General features: G+C 66.8%; 25 protein-coding genes. 11 read left to right on the forward strand and 14 right to left on the reverse strand.

Features of this window, described 5'->3' with window-relative positions:
• Positions 1-75 precede the first annotated feature (75 nt).
• The 7 genes from KPB06_RS21760 to mpl all read right to left on the reverse strand — a co-directional run bounded on the left by KPB06_RS21760 (position 76) and on the right by mpl (position 8314).
• A complete protein-coding gene (locus KPB06_RS21760; protein WP_059580955.1) occupies positions 76-474 on the reverse strand; it encodes an EF-hand domain-containing protein in 399 nt (132 codons plus the stop codon).
• Between the two features lie 76 nt (positions 475-550).
• Positions 551-2161, reverse strand: a complete 1611-nt coding sequence (locus KPB06_RS21765) for a S10 family peptidase (protein ID WP_059580953.1) — start codon at positions 2159-2161, stop codon at positions 551-553.
• A gap of 423 nt (positions 2162-2584) precedes the next feature.
• Entirely contained in the window at positions 2585-3322 is a 738-nt protein-coding gene (gene mtgA / locus KPB06_RS21770) for a monofunctional biosynthetic peptidoglycan transglycosylase (RefSeq protein ID WP_059580951.1), read from the reverse strand.
• 12 nt (positions 3323-3334) lie between these two features.
• Positions 3335-4201, reverse strand: a complete 867-nt coding sequence (gene aroE, locus KPB06_RS21775) for a shikimate dehydrogenase (RefSeq protein ID WP_059580948.1) — start codon at positions 4199-4201, stop codon at positions 3335-3337.
• The gene (locus KPB06_RS21780; RefSeq protein ID WP_059580946.1) at positions 4198-6282 is read right to left on the reverse strand and encodes an RNB domain-containing ribonuclease; all 2085 of its coding nucleotides are present in this window, start codon (positions 6280-6282) and stop codon (positions 4198-4200) included. The genes aroE and KPB06_RS21780 overlap by 4 nt, the downstream gene beginning before the upstream one ends.
• Positions 6283-6362: 80 nt before the next feature.
• Positions 6363-6932, reverse strand: coding sequence for a YqiA/YcfP family alpha/beta fold hydrolase (locus KPB06_RS21785; RefSeq protein ID WP_059580943.1), 570 nt, complete (start codon positions 6930-6932; stop codon positions 6363-6365).
• Entirely contained in the window at positions 6929-8314 is a 1386-nt protein-coding gene (gene mpl / locus KPB06_RS21790; protein WP_059580941.1) for a UDP-N-acetylmuramate:L-alanyl-gamma-D-glutamyl-meso-diaminopimelate ligase, read from the reverse strand. Before mpl ends, KPB06_RS21785 begins: the two co-directional genes overlap by 4 nt.
• A 247-nt stretch (positions 8315-8561) precedes the next feature.
• Between mpl and KPB06_RS21795 the strand changes: the two genes are divergently transcribed.
• The 10 genes from KPB06_RS21795 (at position 8562) to KPB06_RS21840 (ending at position 16857) form a co-directional block, all read left to right on the forward strand.
• A complete protein-coding gene (locus KPB06_RS21795) occupies positions 8562-9206 on the forward strand; it encodes a hypothetical protein (RefSeq protein WP_059580939.1) in 645 nt (214 codons plus the stop codon).
• 7 nt (positions 9207-9213) lie between these two features.
• Complete coding sequence (locus tag KPB06_RS21800; protein ID WP_059580937.1) at positions 9214-9765, forward strand: TlpA family protein disulfide reductase; 552 nt, start codon at positions 9214-9216, stop codon at positions 9763-9765.
• Between the two features lie 194 nt (positions 9766-9959).
• Positions 9960-10412 (forward strand): type II 3-dehydroquinate dehydratase, encoded by a 453-nt coding sequence (gene aroQ / locus KPB06_RS21805; RefSeq protein WP_040143361.1) that lies wholly within the window; start codon positions 9960-9962, stop codon positions 10410-10412.
• A 66-nt stretch (positions 10413-10478) separates the two neighbouring features.
• Entirely contained in the window at positions 10479-10952 is a 474-nt protein-coding gene (accB, locus tag KPB06_RS21810; protein WP_059580933.1) for an acetyl-CoA carboxylase biotin carboxyl carrier protein, read from the forward strand.
• A gap of 85 nt (positions 10953-11037) precedes the next feature.
• Positions 11038-12405 carry an acetyl-CoA carboxylase biotin carboxylase subunit gene (accC, locus tag KPB06_RS21815; protein WP_059580930.1) on the forward strand — a complete coding sequence of 456 codons (1368 nt, stop codon included), beginning with the start codon at positions 11038-11040 and terminating at the stop codon, positions 12403-12405.
• A 2-nt stretch (positions 12406-12407) separates the two neighbouring features.
• A complete protein-coding gene (prmA, locus tag KPB06_RS21820) occupies positions 12408-13310 on the forward strand; it encodes a 50S ribosomal protein L11 methyltransferase (protein WP_034186386.1) in 903 nt (300 codons plus the stop codon).
• A 45-nt stretch (positions 13311-13355) separates the two neighbouring features.
• Complete coding sequence (locus tag KPB06_RS21825) at positions 13356-14765, forward strand: DUF3426 domain-containing protein (protein ID WP_059580926.1); 1410 nt, start codon at positions 13356-13358, stop codon at positions 14763-14765.
• A 71-nt stretch (positions 14766-14836) separates the two neighbouring features.
• Positions 14837-15340, forward strand: coding sequence for a thiol peroxidase (tpx, locus tag KPB06_RS21830; protein WP_050013872.1), 504 nt, complete (start codon positions 14837-14839; stop codon positions 15338-15340).
• 85 nt (positions 15341-15425) lie between these two features.
• On the forward strand, positions 15426-16364 hold the full coding sequence (locus KPB06_RS21835) for a carbohydrate kinase family protein (RefSeq protein WP_059580925.1): 939 nt from the start codon (positions 15426-15428) through the stop codon (positions 16362-16364).
• A 19-nt stretch (positions 16365-16383) separates the two neighbouring features.
• Complete coding sequence (locus KPB06_RS21840) at positions 16384-16857, forward strand: outer membrane lipoprotein (RefSeq protein ID WP_059580922.1); 474 nt, start codon at positions 16384-16386, stop codon at positions 16855-16857.
• Between the two features lie 242 nt (positions 16858-17099).
• Here KPB06_RS21840 and KPB06_RS21845 read toward each other — a convergent pair whose 3' ends face one another.
• From KPB06_RS21845 to KPB06_RS21875, 7 genes are all read right to left on the reverse strand, one after another.
• Positions 17100-17747, reverse strand: coding sequence for a histone H1-like DNA-binding protein (locus tag KPB06_RS21845; protein WP_081059044.1), 648 nt, complete (start codon positions 17745-17747; stop codon positions 17100-17102).
• A 28-nt stretch (positions 17748-17775) separates the two neighbouring features.
• Positions 17776-18102, reverse strand: coding sequence for a hypothetical protein (locus KPB06_RS21850; RefSeq protein WP_081059043.1), 327 nt, complete (start codon positions 18100-18102; stop codon positions 17776-17778).
• Between the two features lie 82 nt (positions 18103-18184).
• Positions 18185-19396, reverse strand: coding sequence for a ribonucleotide-diphosphate reductase subunit beta (locus KPB06_RS21855; RefSeq protein WP_006476978.1), 1212 nt, complete (start codon positions 19394-19396; stop codon positions 18185-18187).
• A gap of 365 nt (positions 19397-19761) precedes the next feature.
• Positions 19762-22776, reverse strand: a complete 3015-nt coding sequence (locus tag KPB06_RS21860; RefSeq protein ID WP_059580916.1) for a ribonucleoside-diphosphate reductase subunit alpha — start codon at positions 22774-22776, stop codon at positions 19762-19764.
• Between the two features lie 452 nt (positions 22777-23228).
• On the reverse strand, positions 23229-23819 hold the full coding sequence (gene ampD, locus KPB06_RS21865) for a 1,6-anhydro-N-acetylmuramyl-L-alanine amidase AmpD (RefSeq protein WP_059580913.1): 591 nt from the start codon (positions 23817-23819) through the stop codon (positions 23229-23231).
• The gene (locus KPB06_RS21870) at positions 23816-24124 is read right to left on the reverse strand and encodes a PP0621 family protein (RefSeq protein ID WP_059580911.1); all 309 of its coding nucleotides are present in this window, start codon (positions 24122-24124) and stop codon (positions 23816-23818) included. The genes ampD and KPB06_RS21870 overlap by 4 nt, the downstream gene beginning before the upstream one ends.
• A gap of 13 nt (positions 24125-24137) precedes the next feature.
• The gene (locus tag KPB06_RS21875; RefSeq protein ID WP_059580909.1) at positions 24138-25031 is read right to left on the reverse strand and encodes a cytochrome C assembly family protein; all 894 of its coding nucleotides are present in this window, start codon (positions 25029-25031) and stop codon (positions 24138-24140) included.
• An 89-nt stretch (positions 25032-25120) separates the two neighbouring features.
• On the opposite strand from KPB06_RS21875, the gene ffh reads away from it, so the two are divergent.
• Complete coding sequence (ffh, locus tag KPB06_RS21880) at positions 25121-26488, forward strand: signal recognition particle protein (RefSeq protein ID WP_059580906.1); 1368 nt, start codon at positions 25121-25123, stop codon at positions 26486-26488.
• The last annotated feature ends 25 nt before the right edge of the window (positions 26489-26513 follow it).

The raw sequence follows: 26513 nt of genomic DNA on the forward strand, positions 1-26513 counted from the left end.
CGCCGGGCGATGCGCACGGGGGCGGAACCCGCCGTGCCGCAGGTTCCGCCCCCGTTTGCTCACCGCGTCCCGCGCTTACTGCTGGCTCGTGCCGCGCGCCTGCATGTAGCGCTGTACGTCGGCGAACGACACGCGGCCGCTGCCGCCCGCATCGATCTGCCGGAAGTGGTTCGCGACGTAGCCGAGGCCGGCCGCGCGCGCCTGCGACTCGGTGATCGAACCCGTGTTCTGCGTATCGGCCGCGCTGAACTGCCGCGCGAGCTTGCGCACCACCTGCGCATGCAGTGCGGCGCCGGTCGTCTGCGTGCCGGCGCTCGCGTGGCGCGCGGCCGGCGGCACGTACGGATCGCCGAGCTGCGCCTGGCGCGCACGCGCCGGCGCGACGGCGTCGCTCGCCTGTGCGAACGCGGAAACGGATGTGGCGGCGCCGACGCATGCGAGCGCCGCGGCAACGACGATGAAACGATTCTTCATGTCAGGCTCCAGTCTGGAATGAGGTCGACTGCCGGCGAGCGGCGCCGCCGAGGGCACCTGTCGCCGGCCTCGCGCATCAGTGCGCGGCCGCGTTGTAGAAGGTCACGAGGTCGGCTTTCTCCTGCGGACGCGACGTATCGTCGAGATAGACCATGTGCCCGCCCTGATAGTCCTTGATCGTCAGGTTCGGTTGCGTGCCGAGCCGCGCGAGGTCGAGCTCGGTCTGGTAGAACGGCGTCGCGATGTCGTGATACCCGTTCAGCGACAGCACCTTCAACTGCGGGTTCAGCGTCAGCGCCGCGGCCAGATCGGGGATCGTGTCGGGCATCGCGAGGCCGTCGTGCGTCCAGTCCCACGTGTTGATCGCATTGCTGCTCACCGAGTAGGCCGACTGCGCGGTGTACTTGAGTTCGTTCGGCAGGTAGCTGCCGATCGTGTCGGTGAACGGCTTCGTGATGAACGAGCTGGACGGATCGCCGTCGGCCGCGAGCGGGCTCGACAGGGGCACGTTCACGCGTGCGTCGTAGCGGCCGATCAGCGTGCCCGGAACGAGCGACAACTGGAAGCTGTTGTCGAAGAAGGTCGGGACCACGTTGAAGTCCGCATTCCACAGCGCTTGCTTCACGCCGGTCGAATTCACCATCGTCGTGACCAGGTTCGGCGGCGGCGGCGTGTGGCTCGCGAGGTACGCGTTCACGGCGGGCGCGTAGCTGCCGGCCGTCAGCAGGCGCATCTGGTCCGCATACTGCGGCAGGTTCGACGGGTTCGGGTTGTCGAGCTGGTAGTACGCGCCGACCGTGCCGTACGACGGCACGAAGCCCGCGCAGCTCACCGGGCTCGCGCCGTTGTTCGAGTTGCCGACATAGTCGCTCGCCATGTCGCAGTTGGTGTTGTAGTTCAGGATCGACGACTGCAGCACGATGCCGTCGAGCTTCACGCCGGCCGTCTCGAGCAGGTTCGCGAGCACGTCGGTGCGCGGCGTGCCGTACGATTCGCCGAACAGGTATTTCGGCGAAGCGCCGCGCTGGTTCACGTTCAGGTAGCGCGTCACGAAATCGCGGAATGCGCCGGCGTCCTGGTCGACGCCCCAGAACGTCTGGTTCGTGTTCGGCGCGATCGCCTCCGAAAAGCCGGTGCCGATCGCATCGACGAACACGAGGTCGGTCGTGTCGAGCAGCGTGTCCTGGTTGTCGACGAACGGGAACGTCGACGTGTTCGCGTTCGGGTCGCCGGTCTGGATACGACGCGGGCCGAACGAGCCGAGATGCAGCCACACCGAGGCCGAACCGGGGCCGCCGTTGTACAGGAACGTGACGGGCCGCTTCGCCGCGGGCTGGTTGTCGGCCGTGTAGGCGACGTAGAAGAACGACGCTTCAGGCGCGCCCGTCTGCGGATTGCGCGCGACGAGGTGGCCGGCGGTGGCCGTGTACCGGATCGTCTTGCCGTTCAGCGTGATCTGGTGGTGCGTGACGGCCGCCTTTTCGACCGCGGCGGCCGCGTCGAGCGACGCGTTCGCGCTCGACGAATAACTGTTCGGATCGTTGTACGCGCGGTCGACCTGACCGGCGGGATCGGCTGAATTCGCGGCGCTCGCCGCAGCGGACGACGTCACGTCGTCGTTGCAGGCCGTCAGAATCAGCGAAGAACACACCACCCCCAACAACAGCTTCGCTTTGCTCGCTGGCATCGTTGCGTTCCTTCTCTCGGATGTTTTTCGTGTCGAGCAGCCGGATAAGCCGCCCCCCGCCTCGATTGCGGCCGATGAGCCGAGGCGCCGGCCAATATACGCGAGCCCGCCGGCTTTGAAAAATTTGGAAATATTTGGCGTGCGGCCGGTGCGGCGCACACCTTTCAGGAATGCTTCGATTCGCGAAACGTTGCATTTCACGTCGCTTTCGCCGACTTTCGCGGTGACCGGAAACGACTAAAAAAGCACCCGTTTCGTGCAATGCCGACCAACAAAAGCAGGTAGTCGCCGATATTGCTCAGCAAATCGAAATAGACGGATTCGTCTAAAGGATCCGGCCCGACATGATCGCGACATGAATGCGCTGCGGTGCAGCAACCGTGCGCCAACGGCAGAACGGACAATGCAGCGGCGCGCCGCCGCTTACTCGGATTGCGGCAGCTCGGCCGCCCCCATCCGGCGCGCGATGACCGCCGCACGCTGCGCCTGGTAGGCCGAGCCGCGATGCGCGTCGAACCAGCGCGGCTTCGGCAGCATCACCGCGAGACGCGCCGACTGCCACGCGCCGAGCCGGCTCGCGGGAATCCTGTAGTAATAGCGTGCGGCCGCCTCGGCGCCGTACACGCCGCGGCCCCATTCGACCGAATTCAGGTAGATCTCGAAGATGCGTTCCTTGTCGAGCACCGTTTCGAGCATCCACGTGATGATGAGCTCCTGCCCCTTGCGGATGTAGCTCTTCTCGCGCGACAGGAACAGGTTGCGGGCGAGCTGCTGCGTGATCGTCGAGCCGCCCGCGACGATCCTGCCGCGCGCCTTGTTCTTCTCCCACGCCTGCAGGATCGCGTCGACGTCGTAGCCGTTGTTGGTCGCGAACGTCGAATCCTCGGAGGCGATCAGCGCCCGCTTCAGGTTGCGCGAGATCTGGTCGTACGGCACCCACTGGTGCCGGATCTGCGCGGGCGGCGTGTCGCGCGACAGCCACCACGCGTCGGTGCGCATGAATGCGGTCGAGCCCGGATTCACGAACGACCACAGCGCGATCTGCGCGAGATAGAACAGTTGCGTCGCGAGCCACGCGCCCGCGAACACCGACCCTGCGTAGACGAGCCAGCGAGCGACGCTCACCGTACGCGTGCGCTGCATGCCGCTCACCGCCACCACGTGCCGCTCCGTTCAGCTCGCCGCGAGCGCCTGGCGCAGCGCGGCCAGCACCGGCGCACCGTCCGGCCGCACGCCGCGCCAGATGAAGAACGATTCGGCGGCCTGCTCGACGAGCATCCCGAGCCCGTCGGCCGTGCGCGCGCCGAGCGACGCCGCGTGCTGCATGAACACGGTCGGCTGCGCGCCGTACATCATGTCGTACGCGAGCGTGCCCGTGCCGAACGCGGCCGCGTCGCATTCCGGCAGCGCGGCATCGAGGCTGCCGGCCGTCGCATTGATCACCACGTCGTACGGCTCGGCGCGCACGACGCCGGGGCCGCCGCCCGCGAGCGTGCAGCCCGCATCGTGCGCGGCCTGCATGAACTGGCCGACGAGCGCTTCGGCCTTGCTCGCGGTGCGATTCACGATTTCGATCGACAGCGGCGCGCGGTCGAGCAGCGGCAGCACGACGCCGCGCGCGGCGCCGCCCGCGCCGAGCAGCAGGATGCGCGCACCGGCGAGCGACACGCCGAGATTCGCCTCGATGTCGCGCACGAGGCCGACGCCGTCGGTGTTGTCGCCGTGGAGGCGGCCGTCGGCGTCGATGCGCAGCGTGTTCACCGCACCGGCCGCCGCCGCGCGCGGCGACAGCGTATCGGCGAGCGCATGCGCGTCGAGCTTGAACGGCACCGTCACGTTCGCGCCGCGTCCGCCTTCGGCGACGAACGCGCGCACGGCGGCCTCGAACCCGTCGACCGGCGCGAGCCGGTGCGTGTACTCGATCGGCTCGCCGGTCTGCGCGGCGAACTGCGCGTGGATGAACGGCGACTTGCTGTGCGCCACCGGGTTGCCGAACACGACATAGCGGTCGGCGCCGCTCGTCGACGCAGTTGCGTTCATGATGCGCGCCCCGCTTCGCCGTCGTTGCCGCCCGCGGCCTCGCCGCCCTCTGCCGCCGCATCGCCCGATTCGGCCAGCGCTTCGGCCTCGGCTTGCGCCGACGCGTCTTGCGCGTCGACCAGCGTGTCGTCGCCGCCTTCGGCGTCATCCTCGTCGTCGGCCGCGTCGCCGCTCGTCACGGTCGGCGCGTCGAGCACGTTCAACAGCCGCACCGACGCCTCGATCGTCAGCTCGTCGAGCGACATCACGTCGAGCAGCACGCGCGTGCCGCGCGCATGCACGCCGAGCCCCGGCACGTGCAGCAGCAGCGGGATTTCCTCGAGGCGCACGAGATCACCCTTCACGACGCTCGCGACCACCTGCTTCTTCTGCTCCTGCGCGAGCCAGCGCAGGCACCAGAAGTACTCCATCCGGCGCTGGTAGTCGGCGTAGGCCGTATACGTATCGTCGAAGCCCTGCACGACCGCGTAGAGATCGGCGTCCTTCGGCTTGAACGGCGCGGCGAGCTTCGCGGTGACGCCGTGCTGCACGCACGCGAGCAGCTGCCACTGGTTCACGAGGTCGACGTAGCGGCGCAGCGGCGACGTGCTCCATGCGTATTGCGCGACGCCGAGGCCTTCGTGCGGCGCGGCCGTCGTCTGCATCCGCGTGCGCTTCGGGCCCGGCGCGCCGAAGCCGCGCTGCGACCGGTAGATGCCCGGCACCGTATGGTCGTGCAGGAACGCGCCCCAGGTCGAGTTCGCGAGGATCGCGAGCTCCGACACGATCAGGTCGAGCGGCGAGCCGCGGCGGCGCGGCGTGATCGTCACGTGCTCGCCTTCGACGTAGAAGTTGTAGTCGGTGTTGCGCTGCACCTCGCGCTTCAGCCCGTAGCCCGCGCGCGCGACCTGGCGCTTCTCGAACAGCGCCTGCGCGAGCGGCCACAGCACGGCGATGTCGTCCTTGTGCGGATAGTCGCCGGTGCCGGCCGCGAGCGTCTCTTCGTTGACGAGCTCGTCGAGCGTGTTGTGGCGCAGGTTGCTCTTCACGAACACGAGCTCGGCGCGCGTCTCGTTCGCGACGATCTCCTGCGTCTCGCGGTTGACGATGATGTACAGCGACAGCGCCGGGCGATAGTCGCCCTCTTTCAGCGTGAACACGTCGACGACGTCGTCCGGCAACATCGTGATCTTGTCGCCCGGCATGTAGACGGTCGACAGGCGCGCACGCGCGATCGCGTCGACCGGGTCGCCGCGCACGATGCCGAGCGCCGGCGCCGCGATGTGCACGCCGATTCGCACCCGGCCGTCGGACAGGTGCTCGACCGAAAACGCGTCGTCGATTTCGGTGGTCGTGATGTCGTCGATCGAGAACGCCTCGACGTTCGCGCGCGGCAGGTCGTCCGGCAGCGGGCCGACCGTGACGGGCGGAAAGCCCGTGCCGTGCGGGAAGAATTCCGCGAGAAAGCGCGCTTCGTGCAGCGCACGCGGCGACTCGATGCCGCCGCAGTCGAGCATCAGCCGCGCCGGCGACACGCCGCGCGCGCCGGCCGCCGCTTCCATCGCCTTGTATTCGATCGAATTCTTGTCCGGCCGCGTCAGCAGCCCGAGCACCTTGCCCGCGAACGCTTCCGGCAGCTTGCCGGCCTTCAGTTCCTCTTCATACTGCGCCTGCACGAGCGCCTGCTGGCGCTTGCGCTCGAGCGACGCGAGCGCCATCTTGAGCTGCTCTTCCGGCGCGCGCTGGTACTGGCCGCGCCCCTTGCGGCGAAAATAGACGGGCGAGCCGTGCAGCCGCAGCACCAGCGCGGCGCGCTCGACCGGGCCGTACGTCGCGCCGAAGTATTCGGCGGCCAGCGCCGTGTACGCGAACTCGTCGGCCGGCGCGCATTCCCACAGAAAATCCAGATCGATCTGCTGCGCGGCCGTGTCGGCCTCCTGCATCAGTTCGCTTGCGGCCGGCTTGTCGAATTCGATCAGCACGTCTTTCGCGCGCACCTTCGCGCGCCGCCCGCCGGGCAACTCGACCTGAAATGCGTCGCCCTGGCGCGACAGCACGCTGCCCGCCTTGAAACTGCCCGATTCCTCGAAGAAAACGTTCACTCAGTACTCTCGTTCAGACTGCCGGGCGCCGCGTCGGCGGCGCCGCATGATGTTGGGGATTCGATCGGCACGCGGCCGGTTCAAGTCGTCTTTCCGTCGCAAAACGCGAGAACGTCGTCGACATAGTCGGCAAATTCGCTGATCCCGTGATCGCTGCCGTCGATCACGCGGGTTTTCGCGCCCGGGTAATGGGCGAGCATCTCGCGATAATCGAGCACTTCGTCGCCGGTCGCCGCGAACAGATAGTAGCGGTCGGCGCGCGTGATCGCCGGCACGCGCAGCGCGTCGAGTTCGTGCAGGTGGCGGCGCTCGACGACGATCGTGCCGCCGCCGTGCCACAGCGGCTGCTCGCCCAGATGCTGTTCGAGATCGCGCTGCGGCACGATCGCCGGATTCAGCAGCACGGCTTTCCAGCCATGCTTTTCGGCGAGCCACGTCGCGTAATACCCGCCGAGCGAGCTGCCGATCACGGTCACGTCGCGCGCGCCCGCGACCTCGGCTTCCGCGATCGCGATCGCGTCGAGCGGCGACACCGACAGCGACGGGCACCGCCACTCGCCGGTGCGGCCGAGTTCGGCCATGCGCGCGGCGAGCAGCCGTGACTTCTGCGATTCCGGCGACGACCGGAAGCCGTGCAGATACAGGATCACGTGCGGCTCCCGAGCGCGTCGAGCAGCTTCTGGTGCACGCCGCCGAAACCGCCGTTGCTCATCACGAGCACGTGGTCGCCCGGGCGCGCGGCCTCCACTACCGCCTTCACCAGCACGTGCAGGTCGTCGAATGCGCGCGCACGCTCGCCGAGCGGCGCGAGCGCTTCGGCGAGATTCCAGCCGAGCGCATCGCGCCCGGTCGGCGCGCCGTAGCCGAACACGAGATCGGCGTCGGCGAGGCTCGACGGCAATTGCGACTTCATCACGCCGAGCTTCATCGTGTTCGAGCGCGGCTCCAGCACCGCGAGGATGCGGGCATTCTTGCGGCCGATGCGCGCGCGAAGGCCGGCGATCGTGGTGTCGATCGCGGTCGGATGGTGGGCGAAATCGTCATAGACGGTCACGCCGTCCACGCTGCCGCGCACTTCCATGCGGCGCTTCACGTTGCGGAACGAGGCGAGCGAAACGGCCGCCTGCGCGGGCGGCACGCCGACGTGGCGCGCGGCGGCGATCGCCGCGAGCGCGTTCATCCGGTTGTGGTCGCCCTGCACCTGCCACGCGACTTCGCCGACACGCTCGGCTTGGCGATACACCGCGAAGCGTTCGTCCACCGGCACGCCGTCCTCGGCCGGCAGCGCCCGCCAGCCGCCGTCGACGCCGAAGCGTTCGACCTCGCTCCAGCAGCCGCGCGCCAGCACGCGCTCGAGCGCGTCGGAGCGGCCGTTCGTGACGATCCGCCCGACGCCGGGCACGGTGCGCACCAGATGATGGAATTGCGTCTCGATCGCGGCGAGATCGGGGAAGATGTCGGCGTGATCGAATTCCAGGTTGTTCAGCACCGCGGTGCGCGGCCGGTAGTGCACGAACTTCGAGCGCTTGTCGAAGAATGCCGTGTCGTACTCGTCCGCCTCGATCACGAAGAAGCTCGAATCGGTGAGCCGCGCGGACACGCCGAAGTTCAGCGGCACGCCGCCGATCAGGAAGCCCGGGTTCAGCCCCGCGTCTTCCAGCAGCCACGCGAGCATCGACGACGTGGTCGTCTTGCCGTGCGTGCCCGCCACGGCGAGCACCCACTTGCCGGCCAGCACGTGCTCGCCAAGCCACTGCGGGCCGGACACGTAAGGCAGGCCGCGATCGAGGATCGCCTCCATCAGCGGATTGCCGCGCGTGACGACGTTGCCGATCACGAACAGGTCCGGCTTCAGGTCGATCTGCTCCGCGCCGTAGCCCTCGATCAGCGTGATGCCCTGCGCCTCGAGCTGCGTGCTCATCGGCGGATAGACGCCCGCGTCGCAACCCGTCACCGTGTGGCCCGCCGCGCGTGCGAGTACGGCGAGACCGCCCATGAAGGTGCCGCAGATGCCAAGAATGTGGATGTGCATAGATGAATGCTTTCGCGCCGCCGGGCGCCGTCGATTCGGAAAGGATGCGTGCGCGGCGCGCCGGCGAGGCCGTGCGGCCGGCGCCCGGCCAACGACCTGGCCGCGACACAAAAGAGCACTATTGTAACTGACGGCCTGCGATGCCCGGCGGCCCGAACGATGCGGGCGAACGGCGCCGTCACCCTCGGGCGGCGGGCCGCCGCACCCGTGCTCGGGCGCCGCGACGATCGAGTATGATTGCCGGATCATGTCTCGCAAACCTCTTGTCGACCCGCGGCGCGTCCGCGAGGAAATCGCCCAGTCCGCCGCCCGCCTGATCGCGGAGGACGGGCTGGACTACGCCGGCGCGAAACGCAAGGCCGCGCGCCAGTTGCTGGGCGATTCGCGCGTTGCGGGCGAATGGCTGCCGGATAACGACCAGATCGAGGAAGAACTGCGCGAGTACCTCGCGCTGTTCCAGAGCGACACGCAGCCGGACGAACTGCGCCGCCTGCGCGAGATCGCGCTCGACTGGATGCGCCGGCTCGCCGAGTTCCATCCTTATGTGACGGGCGCCGTGCTGAACGGCACCGCGAACGCGCATTCGGATATCCATTTGCAGGCATTCACCGACAACCCGAAGGACGTCGCGATCTACCTGCTGAACCAGAACGTCCAGTACGACGTGTCCGAGACACGGCATTTCGCGGGCCGCGGCGACGTCGAAACGCTCAGTTTCCTGTGGCGCCCGCGGCGCGACGTGGACGCGATCGGCATCCATCTCGCGCTGTATGCGAGCGACGACCTGCGCGGCGCGGTGAAGGCCGACGCGCGCGGCCGCGTCGCCCGCGCGGACGCCGCCGCGCTGCGCGCACTCGTCGCGGCAGGCGAGGCCCCTTCCGAACCGGAATGATTCAACGATGATGATGAAACGCATGTTGGCGCTCGCGGTGGTCGCGGCCGCCGCCGTTGCCGGCGGGATCGCCGCCGGCCACTGGTTCCGCGGCACGACGGACGACGGCGTCGCCGTCGCCGCGCCGGCCGCCCACGGCAATCCGGTCGACCAGCTGTGGGCGTCGTCGCTCACCGGCGTCGACGGCAAGCCGGCCACGCTGGCCGCCTTCAAGGGCCAGAAAGTCGTCGTCAATTTCTGGGCGTCGTGGTGCGGCCCGTGCGTCGAGGAAATGCCCGAGCTCGTCGCGCTGTCGCATCAGTACAAGCAGAAAGGCATCCGCTTCGTCGGGATCGGCGTGGATTCCGAGCAGAACGTGAAGAATTTCCTGCAGAAGGTGAAGGTCGATTATCCGGTCTTCGTCAGCGGCTATGCGGGCGCCGATCTGGCCCGCAATTTCGGAAATACCGCCGGCGCGCTGCCGTTTACCGTCGTCATCGACGAAACCGGCAAGATCCGCGAGACAAAATTAGGACAAATCCAGCCGGCCGAGCTGAAAAAGACGCTCGACGCGCTGTAATCCGCGCAAGCGACGGCCTGCGCGTTCGCGGCGATTTGCCGGTCATTCGCCGCAATTTCGCGTGAATTCGCCGATACTTTGCATCCGCACCGGTAATTCTTGCGGGTCCGACGCGTCTGGCCGTTCGGCAAAACTAGACAAATTTCTCTAAATAGCGCTAAAGTTCGCGCAATTCCGCAGAAATAGAAGCGACCATGACACGATTGCTGGTGTTGCACGGCCCCAACCTGAACCTTCTCGGCACCCGGGAACCGGAGGTGTACGGCCGCGTCACGCTCGCGCAGATCGATCAGGCGCTTGCCGCGCGCGCCCAGGAGGCCGGCGCCGAACTGTCGTCGTTCCAGAGCAACCATGAAGGTGCGCTGGTCGACCGCATCCAGGCCGCGCGGGAGGAACAGACCGACTTCATCCTGATCAATCCGGCCGCGTATACGCATACGAGCGTTGCGATCCGGGACGCGATCGCCGGCGTTGGCATTCCGTTCGTCGAGGTTCACCTGTCGAACGTGCATCGCCGCGAAGCGTTCAGGCACCACTCCTACTTTTCCGACCAGGCCGAAGGCGTGATCTGCGGGCTCGGCTGGAAAGGTTATCTGTACGCGCTCGAGTACGCGCTCGACAAGTTGCAAGGCGCGTCGCGCGGCTGATTTCGCGATCTAGATTCAGCGCCGGCCGCTCACCGGCGCTTTCACGTATTGAAAGGGGAATTCCCGATGGATCTTCGTAAGCTGAAAACTCTGATCGACCTCGTTTCCGAATCCGGCATCTCCGAGCTGGAAGTGACGGAAGGCGAAGGCAAGGTGCGTATCGTCAAGAATGCGCCGCCGGTCTACGTGCAGCCGACGGCTGGGTATGCCCCGCAAGTCAGCGCGCCCGCTCCGTCGGCCGCGCTGCCGACCGAAGGCGCTGCCGCGCCGGCCGCCGGCGCTGCAGCCGCACCGGCCGCTCCGCAGGGCCACGTCGTGACGTCGCCGATGGTCGGCACGTTCTATCGTGCGCCGTCGCCGGGCGCCGACCCGTTCGTGCAGGCCGGCGACACGGTCAAGGAAGGCCAGACGATCTGCATCATCGAAGCGATGAAGCTGCTCAACGAGATCGAGTCGGACAAGGCCGGCGTGATCAAGGAAATCCTCGTCGAGAACGGCCAGGCCGTCGAATACGGCCAGCCGCTTTTCGTGATCGGCTAAGCCCGCCGCGCGGCCCAGCCGGCCGCGCGCCGCCGATGCTCGCCAGGCGCCGTTCGCGCGCCCCTCGAAGAGACGAATACTCGCTATGTTTGAAAAAATCCTCATTGCCAACCGCGGTGAAATCGCGCTGCGCATCCAGCGTGCGTGCCGCGAACTCGGCGTCAAGACGGTGGTCGTCTACTCGGAAGCCGACAAGGAAGCCAAGTACGTGCGCCTCGCGGACGAAGCCGTCTGCATCGGCCCGGCCCCGTCGAACCTGAGCTACCTGAACATGCCGGCGCTGATCAGCGCCGCGGAAGTCACCGATGCCGAGGCGATCCACCCCGGCTACGGCTTCCTGTCGGAGAACGCCGATTTCGCGGAGCGCGTCGAGCAGTCGGGCTTCACGTTCATCGGCCCGCGTCCGGAAACGATCCGCATGATGGGCGACAAGGTCACCGCGAAGCAGACGATGATCAAGACCGGCGTGCCGTGCGTGCCGGGCTCGGAAGGCGCGTTGCCGGACGATCCGAAGGAGATCGTCAAGATTGCGCGCACGATCGGCTATCCGGTCATCATCAAGGCGGCTGGCGGCGGCGGCGGGCGCGGGATGCGCGTCGTGCACACCGAAGCCGCGCTCGTCAACGCGGTCAACATGACCCGCGAGGAAGCCGGCCGTGCGTTCGGCAACCCGCAGGTGTACATGGAGAAGTTCCTCGAGAACCCGCGCCACATCGAGATCCAGGTGCTGTCGGACGCGCACAAGAACGCGATCTGGCTCGGCGAGCGCGACTGCTCGATGCAGCGCCGCCACCAGAAGGTGATCGAGGAAGCGCCGGCGCCCGGCATTCCGCGCCGCCTGATCGACCGCATCGGCGACCGCTGCGCGGACGCGTGCAAGAAGATGGGCTACCTCGGTGCGGGCACGTTCGAATTCCTGTACGAAAACGGCGAGTTCTACTTCATCGAGATGAACACGCGCGTGCAGGTCGAGCATCCGGTATCGGAGCTGATCACGGGCGTCGACATCGTGCAGGAACAGATCCGCATCGCGGCCGGCGAGAAGCTCGCGCTGCGCCAGCGCGACATCCAGTTCCGCGGGCATGCGATCGAATGCCGGATCAACGCCGAAGATCCGTTCAAGTTCACGCCGTCGCCGGGCCGGATCACGTCGTGGCATACACCGGGCGGCCCCGGCGTGCGCGTCGATTCGCACGCGTACAATGGTTATTTCGTCCCGCCGAACTACGATTCGATGATCGGCAAGCTGATCACCTACGGCGCGACGCGCGAACAGGCGATCCGCCGGATGCGCATCGCGCTGTCGGAAATGGTCGTCGAAGGCATCCAGACCAACATCCCGCTGCACCGCGAGCTGATGATCGACTCGAAGTTCGTCGAAGGCGGCACCAGCATCCACTACCTCGAAAACCGGCTCGCGCAGAAGCAGCAGGTCGCACCGGAAGAAGCGTAAGCATGAGTTATCGCGAACTCGTCGTCGAACTGGCCCGCGAGCATGCGGAGGCCCTGTCCGACGCGCTGCTCGATCTCGGCGCGCTGTCGGTGTCCGTCGAGGACGCCGACGCCGACACGCCCGACGAACAGCCGCTCTTCGGCGAGCCGGGCCTCGTGCCCGATCGCACCGCGTGGCAGCATTCGCGCGTGGTCGCGCTGCTGTCGGCCGACCACGAGCCGGCCGTGCTGCTCGCGGCGGCCGCGAACGAGATCGGCATCGCCGAAACGCCGAAGTTCGTCGTGCGCGAAGTCGAGGAGCAGGACTGGGTGCGGCTCACGCAGTCGCAGTTCGAGCCGATCCCGATCGGCGAGCGGATCTGGGTCGTGCCGTCGTGGCACGATGCGCCCGATCCCGATGCGCTCGTCCTCGAGCTCGATCCCGGCCTCGCGTTCGGTACCGGCAGCCACCCCACTACCCGGCTGTGCATGGAATGGCTCGAGCAGTCGGTGAAGCCGGGCCAGTCGGTGCTCGACTACGGCTGCGGCTCGGGCATCCTCGCGATCCTGGCGAAGAAATGCGGGGCGAACCCCGTGATCGGGATCGACATCGATCCGCAGGCGGTCGAATCGGCGCGCCAGAACAGCGAACGCAACCGTGCGGAAGTCACGTACGGGCTGCCCGACGCCTGCCCGGACGGCGAATTCGACATCGTCGTCGCGAACATCCTGTCGAACCCGCTGAAGCTGATGGCGTCGATGCTCGCGTCGAAGGTCAAGCCGGGCGGGCGCATCGCGCTGTCCGGCGTGCTCGCGCGCCAGGCCGACGAAGTGGCGGCCGTCTATGCGCGCTACGTCGACATCTCGGTCTGGCGCGAGCACGAAGGTTGGGTATGCCTCGCCGGAACCCGCCGCGAAAGCCATTAGAATAGCGCTGTCCTTCACTCTGGCCAGCAGGCCGCCCGGCTCGACATGCTTCTTGCGACGCGCTGCCCTCATTGCGAAACCGTCTTCCGGCTGCAGCAGGAACAGCTCTCGCTGCACCAGGGGCTCGTGCGCTGCGGGCATTGCCACGAAGTCTTCAACGCCGCCGAATCGCTCGTTCCCGAGTACGCGCGGCAGCCCGAGCCGGCCTTGACCGAACCGGCTGCCGCGCCGCAGGGCGGCGACGCACGCCAGCAGGCCGCCCCGGCTCGGCTGTTCGCCACCGACGCGCCGCCCGAATTGCCGACCGGCACCGATTACAAGCCGGAAGGCTGGGACATGTGGGCGCCGTGGCTAGACGGCGGCGTCGATCCGTCGCTGCAGCACAGCGCCGAGACCGTGCGCACCGAACCGCTGATACCGCTCGCGCTTCCGTCCACGGAAGCCGGCGTCGTCCATCTGTCGGGTACGCCCGAGCCGTTCGCGTCGTCTCCGGCCGAGCTCGATGCCTCGGCAGCCGTCGAGCAACCGGCCGAACCGCATTCGCCGCAACCGCACGAACCGCAGGAAACCGGGGAAGCCGCGTCGTCGCCCGCGCCCGTCGAGCGCGACCCGCGCGAGCCGCGCTTCGTCGCTCACCTGCCGCCCGAAACGGAAACCGCCGCCGAACCGGTCGAACCCGTCGTGCCCGCGCACTTCGCGGCGCCCGACGACGAACGCGCGCCGCGCGAACCGCGCTTTGCGTTCAGGCCCGCGCCCGCCGTTACCGAAACCGAAACCGCATCGGAACCCGATACCTTCGCCCGGCACGACAAGGCCCCGACGACAGCAGCGGCCGACGAACCGATCATCCAGCCAGACGTCCAGCCGGCCGACCAACCGGCCGTCCAACTGGCCGTCCCGTTCCCCGCCGCACCGACCGATGACGATCGTCCCCACTTCGCCGTCACGCGCGAGACGCGCGCGCCGCAGCGGCGCGGGATGCTCGGCGGCTTTTTCGGCGGCCTCGTCGCGGCCGCGCTGGTCGCCCTGCTCGCCGCGCAACTGGCGTGGTGGCAGCGCGAAACGCTGATGATCTCCTGGCCCGCCACGCAGGGCTGGTTCCGGCAGGCGTGCGCGCCGCTCGGCTGCACGGTCGCGCCGCCGCGCGCGATCGACGGATTGCGGCTCGACGCGACCGACCTGCGCCAGCTCGACGGCCCGCGCGAGCTCGAACTCAAGGTGCCGCTGACGAACCGCTACCGCGTCGCACTCGCGTACCCGTCGCTCGAACTCACGCTGCTCGACGACACCAACCACGTCACCGTGCGTCGCGTGCTCGCGCCGCGCGACTACGTGCGCCCGGGCACGCCGATCGACGCCGGGCTGCCGCCCGGCACGACGCAGACGATGGTCGTCCGCCTCGAAACGAACGGCACGCCGGCCTCGAATTTCCGCGTCCAGATCTTCTATCCGTGACGCGCCGCGGCGCGCTTGCGCGCCCGTCTCAACCCGCGCGCCCGAGCGGCGCGCTATTTCGGAGCACGAACATGAGCAAAGTTACGCTGGGTGGCAACCCGATCGATCTCGCCGGCACGTTCCCGGCCGTCGGCGCGCAAGCCGCCGATTTCAAGCTGGTCGGCAAGGATCTCGCCGATCTGACGCTCGCCAGCTTCGCCGGCAAGCGCAAGGTGCTGAACATCGTGCCGAGCCTCGACACGCCGACCTGCGCGACGTCCACCCGCAAGTTCAACGAAGCCGCGTCGTCGCTCGACAACACGGTCGTGATCGTCGTGTCCGCCGACCTGCCGTTCGCCGCCACGCGCTTCTGCACGACCGAAGGCCTCGCGAACGTCGTGACGGCGTCGACGTTCCGCACCGGCCGCGCATTCGCGAACGCGTACGGCGTCGACGTGACGAGCGGCCCGCTGAACGGCCTGACCGCGCGTGCGGTGGTGGTGCTCGACGCGCAGGACAAGGTGATCCACGCGGAACTCGTCGGCGAAATCAAGGACGAGCCGAACTACGATGCAGCGCTCGCCGCACTGAAGTAAGCTTTCTTCCGCTTTCCCCTGCCGCGCCGCGCCCTTCGCGCGGCGTTGTCGCGCAGGGCCCCTCATTTCTACAGGAACGCACACCTTGGCTACGCTGATTTGCGGCTCGATCGCCTACGACTCCATCATGACCTTCGAAGGGCGGTTCCGCGAGCACATCCTGCCCGACCAGGTGCACCTCATCAACCTGAGCTTCCTCGTGCCGACGATGCGCCGCGAGTTCGGCGGCTGTGCGGGCAACATCGCGTACGCGCTGCACCTGCTCGGCGGCGATGCGCGCATCATGGCCACGATGGGCGCGTTCGACGCGCAGCCGTATCTCGACCGGTTCGACCAACTCGGCCTGCGCCGCGACCATGTGCGCGTGCTGCCCGATACGTACACCGCGCAGGCGATGATCACGACCGATCTCGACAACAACCAGATCACCGCATTCCACCCGGGCGCGATGATGCAGTCGCACCTGAACCATGCGGGCGACGCGCCGGACATCAAGCTCGCGATCGTCGGCCCGGACGGTTTCGACGGAATGGTGCAGCACGTGGAAGAACTCGCCCGCGCCGGTGTGCCGTTCGTGTTCGATCCGGGCCAGGGCCTGCCGCTGTTCGACGGTGCGACGCTGCGCCGCAGCATTGAACTTGCGACCTATGTAGCGGTCAACGACTACGAGGCCAAGCTGGTGAGCGACAAGACGGGATGGTCCGAAGACGAAATCGCCAGCCGGGTCGACGCTCTCGTCATTACGCGCGGCGAGCACGGCGCGACCATCCGCCACAAGCAGGGCACGGAGCAGATTCCGGTCGTGCCGGCCGAGCGCATCGCCGATCCGACCGGCTGCGGCGACGCTTTCCGGGGCGGCTTGCTGTACGGCATCGAGCACGGTCTCGACTGGGCAACCACGGGCCGCCTCGCGAGCCTGTTGGGCTCGCTCAAGATCGCTCATCAAGGGCCCCAGACTTACGTACTGACGCGCGAGGAAATCGACGCACGCTTCGAGACTGCATTCGGTTACAGTCTCAAATGAATATTGTGGGAGAGCAAAGATGTTGACCAGAAAAACCCTCACGCTCGCGGCCATGCTGACGGCCACGCTGACCCTCGCCGGCTGCTTCACGGCACCCGGTTCGGCGGATGTCTATAGCGTCGGCCAGGCGCAGCGCGAACAAACTGTCCGCATGGGCACGGTCGAAAGCGTCCGCGCGGTGCGCATCCAGTCCGACGGCGGCGGCAGCGCGATCGGCACGCTCGGCGGCGGCGCACTCGGTGCGGTCGCGGGCAGCGCGATCGGCGGCGGCAAAGGTTCGATCCTGACGGCGATCGCCGGCGGCCTCGTCGGTGCAGTCGCCGGCAACGCGGTCGGCGAAAACCTCAGCACGGCGAACGGTGTCGAAATCACCGTGCGTCTCGACAACGGCGACCTGCGCTCGATCACGCAGGCAGCGAGCGGCGAAGCGTTCCGCGCCGGCGAGCGCGTACGCCTGCTGTCGAGCGGCGGCGTCACGCGCGTCACGCACTAACCGATATCCTCAGCACGCGGCGCAAGCCGCGGTCGAACGCATGTGCGAAGCCGCGCATGCGTTTTTTTTCGTCCGCCCGTTTTCGTCCGCGCTCGCGTCGGCCCGCCGATCGATGACCCATACGGACGAATACGGACGAAAAAAATCCCGCCACCTGAGCTGAGCCAGATGGCGGGACTGATTGAGTAGCGCTACTCAACCCACGGACACATGAGTGTCCGGGTGATGCTGCTCAGCCGCGATTACGGACGGCTGCCGGTCGGGAACGGCCATGCGGCTGCCGGGTTGAGCGCGGTCTTCACGCCCGATGCCGGCGCAACCGATGCGGTCGACGCGGTCGTTGCCGGCGCGGCCTTCTTCACGACGGCCTTCTTCGGGGCAGCAGCCTTCTTCGCCGGTGCGGCCGCCGTCTTCGCAGGGGCAGCCTTCTTGGCGGGCGCAGCCTTCTTCGCGGCAGCCTTCTTCGCCGGCGCGGCCTTCTTCGCGGCAGCCTTCTTCGCGGGCGCGGCCTTCTTCGCGGCAGCCTTCTTCGCCGGTGCGGCCTTCTTCGCGGCAACCTTCTTCACCGCGACTTTCTTGGCTGCAACCTTCTTCGCGGCGGCCTTCTTGGCCGGTGCTGCCTTCTTTGCAGCAACCTTCTTCACCGCGACCTTCTTCGCTGCGACTTTCTTGGCTGCAACCTTCTTCGTTGCGACCTTCTTGGCTGCGACCTTCTTTGCAGCGGCCTTCTTAGCCGGTGCTGCCTTCTTCGCGGCAACCTTCTTCACCGCGACCTTCTTCGCAGCAACCTTCTTCACCGCGGCCTTCTTCGCCGGAGCAGCAGCCTTCTTCGCAACGGTCTTCTTTGCAGCAACCTTCTTAGCAGCCGGTTTCTTCTTGGCAGTAGCCATGTTGTTCTCCTTCAGGTTCAGATGAGAGTCAGTTCAAACTACACCCTTCGTCAAAACCCGCTTCCCGCGGACGCTGTTCAGGACGTGCGCTTCGAAGCGGGCTATTCATCGGCGTACGCAGATACCGCGCGCTTACGCTAATGAATACGGTATGGCGCGCGTGACCACCCGGCCTCGCGCGCCAAATCAAGTCGGTAGCCGGCGCACCTCGCGCCGCTACCCCTAATCGCTTGATCAAGCGGACCGCCACACGGCCGTCCGCTTTTTCCGGAGGGAAGTTTGCCCATCCCACTGAAGGGTTCGCAAAGTGCCTGTCGTATCGTTGGGCCGCTAAGGCACCGGGCATGCTTTGCATCAGGCGTTCTTGCTCCTAAACCTTGGGCCGGGGCCGAGAGGCCACCGGCTGCTCCATCATGTAACGGGTTCGCTGCTGCGGGTTATTCCCAGGACAGCGCGCCCCCCGTCTGATACTCGATCACACGCGTCTCGAAGAAGTTGCGTTCCTTCTTCAGGTCGATCATCTCGCTCATCCACGGGAACGGGTTTTCCTCGTTCGGGAACAGCGGGTCGAGGCCGATCTGCTGGCAACGGCGGTTGCTGATGAAGCGCAGATAGCTCTTGAACATCGACGCGTTCAAACCCAGCACGCCGCGCGGCATCGTGTCCTCGGCGTAGCGGTATTCGAGTTCGACAGCCTGCTTGAACAGCTCGCGGATCTCGGCGCGGAATTCGGCGGTCCAGAGATGCGGGTTCTCGAGCTTGATCTGGTTGATCAGGTCGATGCCGAAGTTGCAGTGCATCGACTCGTCGCGCAGGATGTACTGATATTGCTCCGCAGCACCCGTCATCTTGTTCTGGCGGCCGAGTGCGAGGATCTGCGTAAACCCGACATAGAAGAACAGGCCTTCCATGATGCAGGCGAACACGATCAACGACTTCAGCAGCTTCTGATCCGCTTCGAGCGTGCCGGTCTTGAAGGCCGGGTCCGTCAGCGTATGAATGAACGGGATCAGGAATTCGTCCTTCGCGCGGATCGACGTGACCTCGTGGTATGCGTTGAAGATCTCGCCTTCGTCGAGGCCGAGCGATTCGACGATGTATTGGTACGCGTGCGTGTGGATCGCTTCCTCGAACGCCTGGCGCAGCAGGAACTGCCGGCACTCGGGCGCCGTGATGTGGCGGTACGTGCCGAGCACGATGTTGTTCGCCGCGAGCGAATCGGCCGTCACGAAGAAGCCGAGGTTGCGCTTCACGATGCGGCGCTCGTCCTCGGTCAGACCGTTCGGGTCCTTCCACAGTGCGATGTCGCGGGACATGTTGATTTCCTGCGGCATCCAGTGGTTCGCGCAACCGGCCAGATACTTTTCCCACGCCCACTTGTACTTGAACGGCACCAGCTGATTGACGTCAGTCTGGCCGTTGATGATGCGCTTGTCGGCGACATTGACCCGCGCTTCCGTACCGCCGGCGGGAACAGCCGATGCTTGCGGCGGCACCGCAAGATCGCCTTCGAAAATGTCACGGACCTGATGGGCGGCAGGCGTTGCAGCCTGCATTCCGACAGCCATCCCGGCGGAGGTGCGCATCGCGTTTTGCTGCGCTCCGCTCGCGGGGGTTACGGCAGTCTTCTCGTCATCCCAGTTGAGCATAAATTCTCACCATCAATTTAGAACGGTTTGTACCATCTTTTCCTGAGCGATAAAAGGGTTCGCTCACGAAAAATCCTTTTTTCGATTCGCGTTGCGACCTCGATACAACACTTTGAGCAACGCATCGTCATTCATGCAGCGCGCGACGTGAGTCGCGCTTGTATCGCGAGGTGCGCTCGACGCGTCGAACGCTGATCGAAACGCGACGTCGTCGGGGCTGTTTCGATCGCTTGTCACTGCCTGCAACGCAGGTGTCGCGTTACAGATTCCTTATCATTTTTTTAGTTGAGAGCGGCGCACACTTCAACCTCGATCGGTCGTCGTGCGCGCCGCCCAGGCCTGCTTCTCAGGTCAGGCGCACTGCGTTACTGGCACGCTTCGCACTCGTCGAAGCCGGGGTCGCCCGGACGCATCGTGCACACCGGACCGTCTGCTTCCACCGGCGCGAGCGCCGGCGCCGCGTTGACCGTACCCGACGATGCAGCGCCGCCTGCCGCACCGAAGCCGCCCGCCGCGCCTTGCGCGCCGCCGCTGCCCGAACCGCCTGCACCGCCGCTGCCCGCACCGCCCGTCGGCACCGCGTTCAGCGCGCCGTGCGCGACCGTCGACTTCTCGACGTGCGTCGCCGCCATCGTGCGGAGGTAGTAGGTCGTCTTCAGGCCGCGCAGCCATGCGAGCTTGTACACCTCGTCGAGCTTCTTGCCCGACGCGCCGCCCATGTAGATGTTCAGCGACTGCGCCTGGTCGATCCACTTCTGGCGACGCGATGCCGCTTCGACCAGCCACGTCGGGTCGACCTCGAACGCGGTCGCGTAGATCGCGCGCAGGTCGGCCGGGATGCGGTCGATGCGCGACAGCATGCCGTCGAAGTACTTCAGGTCGGCGACCATCACTTCGTCCCACAGGCCGCGCTCCTTCAGGTCGCGGACGAGATATTCGTTCACCACCGTGAATTCGCCCGACAGGTTCGACTTCACGTACAGGTTCTGGAAGGTCGGCTCGATACAGGCCGACACGCCGATGATGTTCGAGATCGTCGCCGTCGGCGCGATCGCGACGCAGTTCGAGTTGCGCATGCCGTGCGTGGCGATCCGCGCACGCAGCGTCGTCCAGTCGAGCGATTCCGACGTGTCGACCTCGACGTAGCCGCCGCGCGCTTCCGTCAGCAGCTTCAGCGTGTCCTGCGGGAGGATGCCGCGATCCCACAGCGAGCCGCGGTAGCTCGAGTAGCGGCCGCGCTCCTCGGCCAGCTCGGTCGACGCGTAGTACGCGTAGTAGCAGACGGCTTCCATCGAACGGTCGGCGAACTCGACCGCCGCTTGCGACGCGTACGGCGTGCGCAGCAGGTGCAGGCAGTCCTGGAAGCCCATGATGCCCATGCCGACCGGGCGGTGCTTCAGGTTCGAGTTACGCGCCTTCGGCACCGCGTAGTAGTTGATGTCGATCACGTTGTCGAGCATGCGCATCGCGACGCTGATCGTGCGCTTGAGCTTGTCATGGTCGAGCGCGTAGCTGCCGTCGGCCTGCTTCACCAGGTGGGCGACGAGGTTCACCGAGCCGAGGTTGCACACCGCGATTTCGGTGTCGCTCGTGTTCAGCGTGATTTCCGTGCACAGGTTCGACGAGTGGACGACGCCGACGTGCTGCTGCGGCGAGCGCACGTTGCACGGATCCTTGAACGTGATCCACGGGTGGCCCGTCTCGAACAGCATGCCGAGCATCTTGCGCCAGAGCTGCTGCGCCGGGATCTTCTTGAACAGCTTGATCTCGCCGCGCGCGACCTTGTCTTCGTAAGCCGTGTAAGCCGCCTCGAATTCCGCGCCGAACTTGTCGTGCAGGTCCGGGCAGGTCGACGGCGAGAACAGCGTCCAGTCGGCGCCTTCCATCACGCGCTTCATGAACAGGTCGGGAATCCAGTTCGCCGTGTTCATGTCGTGCGTGCGGCGACGGTCGTCACCGGTGTTCTTGCGCAGCTCCAGGAACTCCTCGATGTCGAGGTGCCACGATTCGAGGTACGCGCAGACCGCGCCCTTGCGCTTGCCGCCCTGGTTCACCGCGACGGCCGTGTCGTTCACGACCTTCAGGAACGGGACCACGCCTTGCGACTTGCCGTTCGTGCCCTTGATATGCGAGCCGAGTGCGCGCACGCGCGTCCAGTCGTTGCCGAGGCCGCCGGCGAACTTCGACAGCAGCGCGTTTTCCTTCAGCGCCTCATAGATGCCGTCGAGATCGTCGGCGACCGTCGTCAGGTAGCACGACGACAGCTGCGAGCGGTGCGTGCCCGAGTTGAACAGCGTCGGCGTCGAGCTCATGAAGTCGAAGCTCGACAGCACGTTGTAGAACTCGATCGCGCGCGTTTCGCGGTCGATCTCGTTCAGCGACAGGCCCATCGCGACGCGCATGAAGAATGCCTGCGGCATTTCGATGCGGGTGCCTTCGACGTGCAGGAAGTAGCGGTCGTACAGCGTCTGCAGGCCGAGGTAGCCGAACTGCAGGTCGCGGTTCGCGTCGAGCGCTTCGCCGAGGCGCTTCAGGTCGAACTGCAGCAGCTTGTCGTCGAGCAGGCCGGCGTCCACGCCGCGCTTCAGGAACTGCGGGAAGTATTCGGCGTAGCGGGTCGACATCTCGGCCTGCACGACTTCCTCGCCGAGGATCTCGCGACGGATCGTGTGCAGCAGGATGCGGGCCGTGACCTGGCTGTATGCCGGATCCTTTTCGATCATCGTGCGCGCCGCGAGGATCGCCGAGTCGTAGACCTGGCTCATCGGCACGCCGTCGTACAGGTTCTTCACCGTCTCCGCGACGATCGGGTCAGGGTTAACCGCAGCGCCGAGGCCGTCGCACGCCGACACGATCAGCGCGCGCAGCGCGTTCAGGTCGAGCGGGCGCGTGACGCCGTTGTCGACGACGTTGATGCCGGTGGTCGACTCGCCGCCCGCTGCCGCCGCTTCCTCGCCCGCATGCTGGCGCTCGAGGTGACGCTTCTCGCGGTACAGCACGTACGCACGCGCGACGTTGTGCTCGCCGCCGCGCATCAGCGCGAGTTCGACCTGATCCTGGATGTCTTCGATATGGAACGTACCGCCGTTCGGGCGGCTGCGCACGAGCGCGCGAACGACGTTGTGCGTCAGTTGCTCGACCTGCTCGCGTACGCGCGCCGATGCCGCGCCCTGCCCGCCATTGACGGCCAGGAAAGCCTTGGTCACCGCGATCGCGATCTTCGAGGGTTCGAACGACACCACGCTGCCGTTGCGGCGGATCACCTTGTAGTCGGCGAACGTGGCCTGCGGCGCGAGCGCCTTCGCGCCCTGTTCGGTCCCGCCGAGCGGACGGCTCGAGGCGCTCTCGTACTGGGACGTCGCGTTGTCGGTGGTTTGCATGTGCAAAGCTCCTGGTGTTGGATGGTGCGGAGAGAACCGCGGATTAAAACGAACGCTGCGCAATGCGGTGCGCGAGCGGTAAGAGGCGAGCGATGCGCCGGGGAAGCCGGTTCGGTCGATGCGCGACAACCCGGCCGGTCGTGTGCTTCGTCATGTGTACCCTGCCCCGTCGATGTTCGCTGCGCTGGTCGCGACGCCCGGACCGCCCGGCCTGACGCGCCGCCTTGAGAACCCTGTCCGCCGACGTTGCCCGCCGGCCGGTGCCGCTCGGGTTTTCCCCTGCGACACACACTATATCTAGTACAGAACCGCTCAACTGGCACCAAGTATAGTGGACATTCGGAGGACGTCCAAACGGATAATTTGCGATAGAGGTCTTGACATCGCTCACGCGCAGACGCGGCAAGGCATTGATCGGAGAAAAAACTTTCTCCGATCAAAAAACCCCGCGATCAGTGCTGACGGAAAGGAAAGTATTCGGCGGAAAAACCGGCATCGCTCGCGAAGCGTTGCCAATCGAAATGCGGGCCCGGGTCGGTCTTGCGGCCCGGCGCGACGTCCGAATGCCCGGCGAACGCATCGACCGGGTAGCGCGCGGCGAGCGCGCGCGAGAGCGCGGCGAGCACCGCGTATTGCGCATCGTCGAACGGCACGTCGTCGGCCCCCTCGAGCTCGATGCCGATCGAGAAGTCGTTGCAGCGCGTGCGGCCGAAGAACTCGGACGAGCCCGCGTGCCATGCGCGCTCGTCGCACGACACGAACTGCACGAGCTCGCCGCCGCGGCGGATCAGGAAATGGGCGGACACGCGCACGCCGCGCAGGTGGCTCTGGTAATAGGGGTGCGCATCGCAGTCGAGACGATTCAGGAACAGCGCCTCGATCGCGTCGCCGCCGAATTCGCCGGGCGGCAGGCTGATGTTGTGGACGACCACGAGCGTCGGCACCGCGCCCGCGGGCCGCGCCTCGAAGTTCGGCGACGGCGCATGGCGCGCTTCGCGCACCCAGCCGTTCGCGTCGACCGACAACACCGGCGCGTCGCTCATCGCGCGTCGCGGCCGTTCACGCGCGCGGCGTGGCGCTGCGCATGCTCGGCGCTGCAGAAGTATTCGCCGCTCGCGGCGATGGCATCGCCCTTCGGCGCATGCACGCCGCACTCGGCGCAGCGCACCATCGGTTCGGGCAGCGAGCGCGCGTCGCCGTTCGGGCGCGCGGCACCGGCGCCGGACGCACCGCCGTTACCGGCGCCGCGACCGCCGCGCGCCTGCGCCTGTTCCTGCGCGTGGCGCAGCTTGCGCGCGAGCCACGAACCCGCGAAGAAGAGAAGAATCAGGAGAAGAATCTGTCGCATCGGAAACCTGCGGTCAAACCACGGAGCGGTGCAGCAGCACCTCGAAAACGAACCGGCTGCCGACATACGCGAGCAGCAGCGCGGCGAACGACACGAGCACCCAGCGCGCGGCCCCGCGGCCACGCCAGCCCGACGTCTTGCGGGCGACCAGCAGGCCGCCGAACATCAGCCACGACAGGATCGCGAACACCGTCTTGTGATCGAGCCGCAACGCGCGCGCGTCGACCTGCTCGCTGAACAGGATGCCCGACGCGAGCGTCAGCGTCAGCAGCACGAAGCCGGCGCCGATCAGGCGGAACAGCAGCTTCTCGAGCGTGAGCAGCGGCGGCAGCGTTTCGAGCCAGCTCGCGATCCAGCCCGTCGAGCCGTCGCGCCCGCCGCTCCTGAGCGACTGCAGACGCCGCTCGACCATCAGCATCAGGATCGCGTGCAGCGCGGCGATCGCGAAGAGGCCGTACGCGATGTTCGCGATCAGGAAATGCAGCTTGAACAGCGGCGCCGCGGCATAGGGCAGCACCCGCACGCCGCCGAATATCAGCGGCAGCAGCGACGCGCCGCACGCGAGCGGCAGCACCAGCAGGCGCAGGCTGTCGAGCGGGAAGAAGAAGCTCTCGATCCAGTAGATGCCGGCGCCGAGCCAGAACATCGCGGACAGCGCGAACGCGAAGCCGAACACCATCGCGTCGTTCGGAAAGATCGTCATGTGCAGCAGCACGCCGTGCGCGACCAGCGCGGCGAACAGCAGCGCGCGGCCGGCCCCGCTCATCCCGGACGCGGCGGACGCCGGGACCGGCACGGCCGGCACGCTCGCGACGAGCGGCGTCGCACCCTGGCGGTGCGCACGCCAGCCTGCGACGGCGAGGCCGCCGTACAGGAATGCGGTGAGGGCATACAGTACAATATCCATGTTCGAAGTTTACACTAGGCCCCCTCCCCGCGACGGCTCCCTTTGTTCGGTTCCGCCGCGCCTTCGGGCCCCACTGTCCATCGCTCCCCATGCTCGACAATCTCACTCAACGGATGGCGCGCGTCGTCAAGACGCTGCGCGGCGAGGCCCGGCTCACCGAGGCGAATACGCAGGAGATGCTCCGCGAGGTGCGTCTCGCGCTGCTGGAAGCCGACGTGTCGCTGCCGGTCGTCCGCGAATTCATCGCCAAGGTCAAGGAAAAGGCGCTCGGCGAAGAAGTGATCAGCAGCCTGTCGCCGGGCCAGGCGCTCGTCGGCGTGGTCCAGAAGGAACTCACCGCCGTGATCGGCGGCGACTACGAAGGCAAGGCCGCCGAGCTGAACCTCGCGGTCACGCCGCCCGCGGTGATCCTGATGGCCGGCCTGCAGGGCGCGGGCAAGACCACGACCGCCGGCAAGCTCGCGAAGCTGCTGCGCGAGAAGTACAAGAAGAAGGTGCTGACCGTGTCGTGCGACGTGTATCGCCCGGCCGCGATCATGCAGCTGAAAACGGTGAGCGAACAGGTCGGCGCCGATTTCTTCCCGTCCACGCCGGACCAGAAGCCCGTCGACATCGCGCTCGCGGCCGTCGACTGGGCGAAGCGCCACTACCATGACGTGCTGATCGTCGACACGGCCGGCCGCCTCGGCATCGACGAGGCGATGATGCAGGAAATCGCCGCGCTGCACGGCGTGCTGAAGCCGGCCGAAACGCTGTTCGTCGTCGACGCGATGCTCGGCCAGGACGCGGTCAACACCGCGAAGGCGTTCAACGACACGCTGCCGCTCACTGGCGTCGTACTCACCAAGCTCGACGGCGACTCGCGCGGCGGCGCCGCGCTGTCGGTGCGGCACATCACGGGCAAGCCGATCAAGTTCGTCGGCGTCGCCGAGAAGCTCGACGGCCTCGAGGTGTTCCACCCCGACCGGATGGCGAACCGGATCCTCGGCATGGGCGACATCCTCGCGCTCGTCGAGGAAGCGCAACGCGGCGTCGATGTCCAGGCCGCGCAGAAGCTCGCCGACAAGGTCAAGAAAGGCGGCGATTTCGACCTGAACGATTTCCGCGCGCAGATCTCGCAGATGAAGAACATGGGCGGCCTGTCGTCGCTGATGGACAAACTGCCCGCGCAGTTCCAGCAGGCGGCGGCCGGTGCCGACATGGGTCAGGCCGAGAAGTCGATCCGCCGGATGGAAGGCATCATCAGTTCGATGACGCCCGCCGAGCGCGCGAAACCCGAAATCATCAAGGCGACGCGCAAGCGCCGCATTGCAGCCGGCGCGGGCGTGCCGGTGCAGGAAGTCAACCGGATGCTGAACCAGTACGACCAGATGCGTACGATGATGAAGAAGCTGAAGGGCGGCAACATGCAGAAGATGATGCGCGGGCTGAAGGGCATGATGCCCGGCATGCGCTGATTTCGCCCGTCGGCCGGCGCGCGGG

This window comes from Burkholderia semiarida (assembly GCF_029268935.1).
Lineage (GTDB): Bacteria > Pseudomonadota > Gammaproteobacteria > Burkholderiales > Burkholderiaceae > Burkholderia > Burkholderia semiarida.

Bases quoted from the DNA above. Each gene is read 5' to 3' on its own strand.
- ampD (WP_059580913.1), bottom strand. From the start codon at position 23,819: ATGAGCGACGCGCCGGTGTTGTCGGTCGACGCGAACGGCTGGGTGCGC.
- KPB06_RS21875 (WP_059580909.1), bottom strand. From the start codon at position 25,031: ATGGATATTGTACTGTATGCCCTCACCGCATTCCTGTACGGCGGCCTC.
- accB (WP_059580933.1), top strand. From the start codon at position 10,479: ATGGATCTTCGTAAGCTGAAAACTCTGATCGACCTCGTTTCCGAATCC.
- tpx (WP_050013872.1), top strand. From the start codon at position 14,837: ATGAGCAAAGTTACGCTGGGTGGCAACCCGATCGATCTCGCCGGCACG.
- KPB06_RS21860 (WP_059580916.1), bottom strand. From the start codon at position 22,776: ATGCAAACCACCGACAACGCGACGTCCCAGTACGAGAGCGCCTCGAGC.
- KPB06_RS21870 (WP_059580911.1), bottom strand. From the start codon at position 24,124: ATGCGACAGATTCTTCTCCTGATTCTTCTCTTCTTCGCGGGTTCGTGG.
- accC (WP_059580930.1), top strand. From the start codon at position 11,038: ATGTTTGAAAAAATCCTCATTGCCAACCGCGGTGAAATCGCGCTGCGC.
- KPB06_RS21845 (WP_081059044.1), bottom strand. From the start codon at position 17,747: ATGGCTACTGCCAAGAAGAAACCGGCTGCTAAGAAGGTTGCTGCAAAG.
- prmA (WP_034186386.1), top strand. From the start codon at position 12,408: ATGAGTTATCGCGAACTCGTCGTCGAACTGGCCCGCGAGCATGCGGAG.
- KPB06_RS21850 (WP_081059043.1), bottom strand. From the start codon at position 18,102: ATGCAAAGCATGCCCGGTGCCTTAGCGGCCCAACGATACGACAGGCAC.
- KPB06_RS21800 (WP_059580937.1), top strand. From the start codon at position 9,214: ATGATGATGAAACGCATGTTGGCGCTCGCGGTGGTCGCGGCCGCCGCC.
- KPB06_RS21760 (WP_059580955.1), bottom strand. From the start codon at position 474: ATGAAGAATCGTTTCATCGTCGTTGCCGCGGCGCTCGCATGCGTCGGC.
- KPB06_RS21825 (WP_059580926.1), top strand. From the start codon at position 13,356: ATGCTTCTTGCGACGCGCTGCCCTCATTGCGAAACCGTCTTCCGGCTG.
- KPB06_RS21855 (WP_006476978.1), bottom strand. From the start codon at position 19,396: ATGCTCAACTGGGATGACGAGAAGACTGCCGTAACCCCCGCGAGCGGA.
- ffh (WP_059580906.1), top strand. From the start codon at position 25,121: ATGCTCGACAATCTCACTCAACGGATGGCGCGCGTCGTCAAGACGCTG.
- aroQ (WP_040143361.1), top strand. From the start codon at position 9,960: ATGACACGATTGCTGGTGTTGCACGGCCCCAACCTGAACCTTCTCGGC.
- KPB06_RS21795 (WP_059580939.1), top strand. From the start codon at position 8,562: ATGTCTCGCAAACCTCTTGTCGACCCGCGGCGCGTCCGCGAGGAAATC.
- KPB06_RS21765 (WP_059580953.1), bottom strand. From the start codon at position 2,161: ATGCCAGCGAGCAAAGCGAAGCTGTTGTTGGGGGTGGTGTGTTCTTCG.
- mpl (WP_059580941.1), bottom strand. From the start codon at position 8,314: ATGCACATCCACATTCTTGGCATCTGCGGCACCTTCATGGGCGGTCTC.
- aroE (WP_059580948.1), bottom strand. From the start codon at position 4,201: ATGAACGCAACTGCGTCGACGAGCGGCGCCGACCGCTATGTCGTGTTC.
- KPB06_RS21840 (WP_059580922.1), top strand. From the start codon at position 16,384: ATGTTGACCAGAAAAACCCTCACGCTCGCGGCCATGCTGACGGCCACG.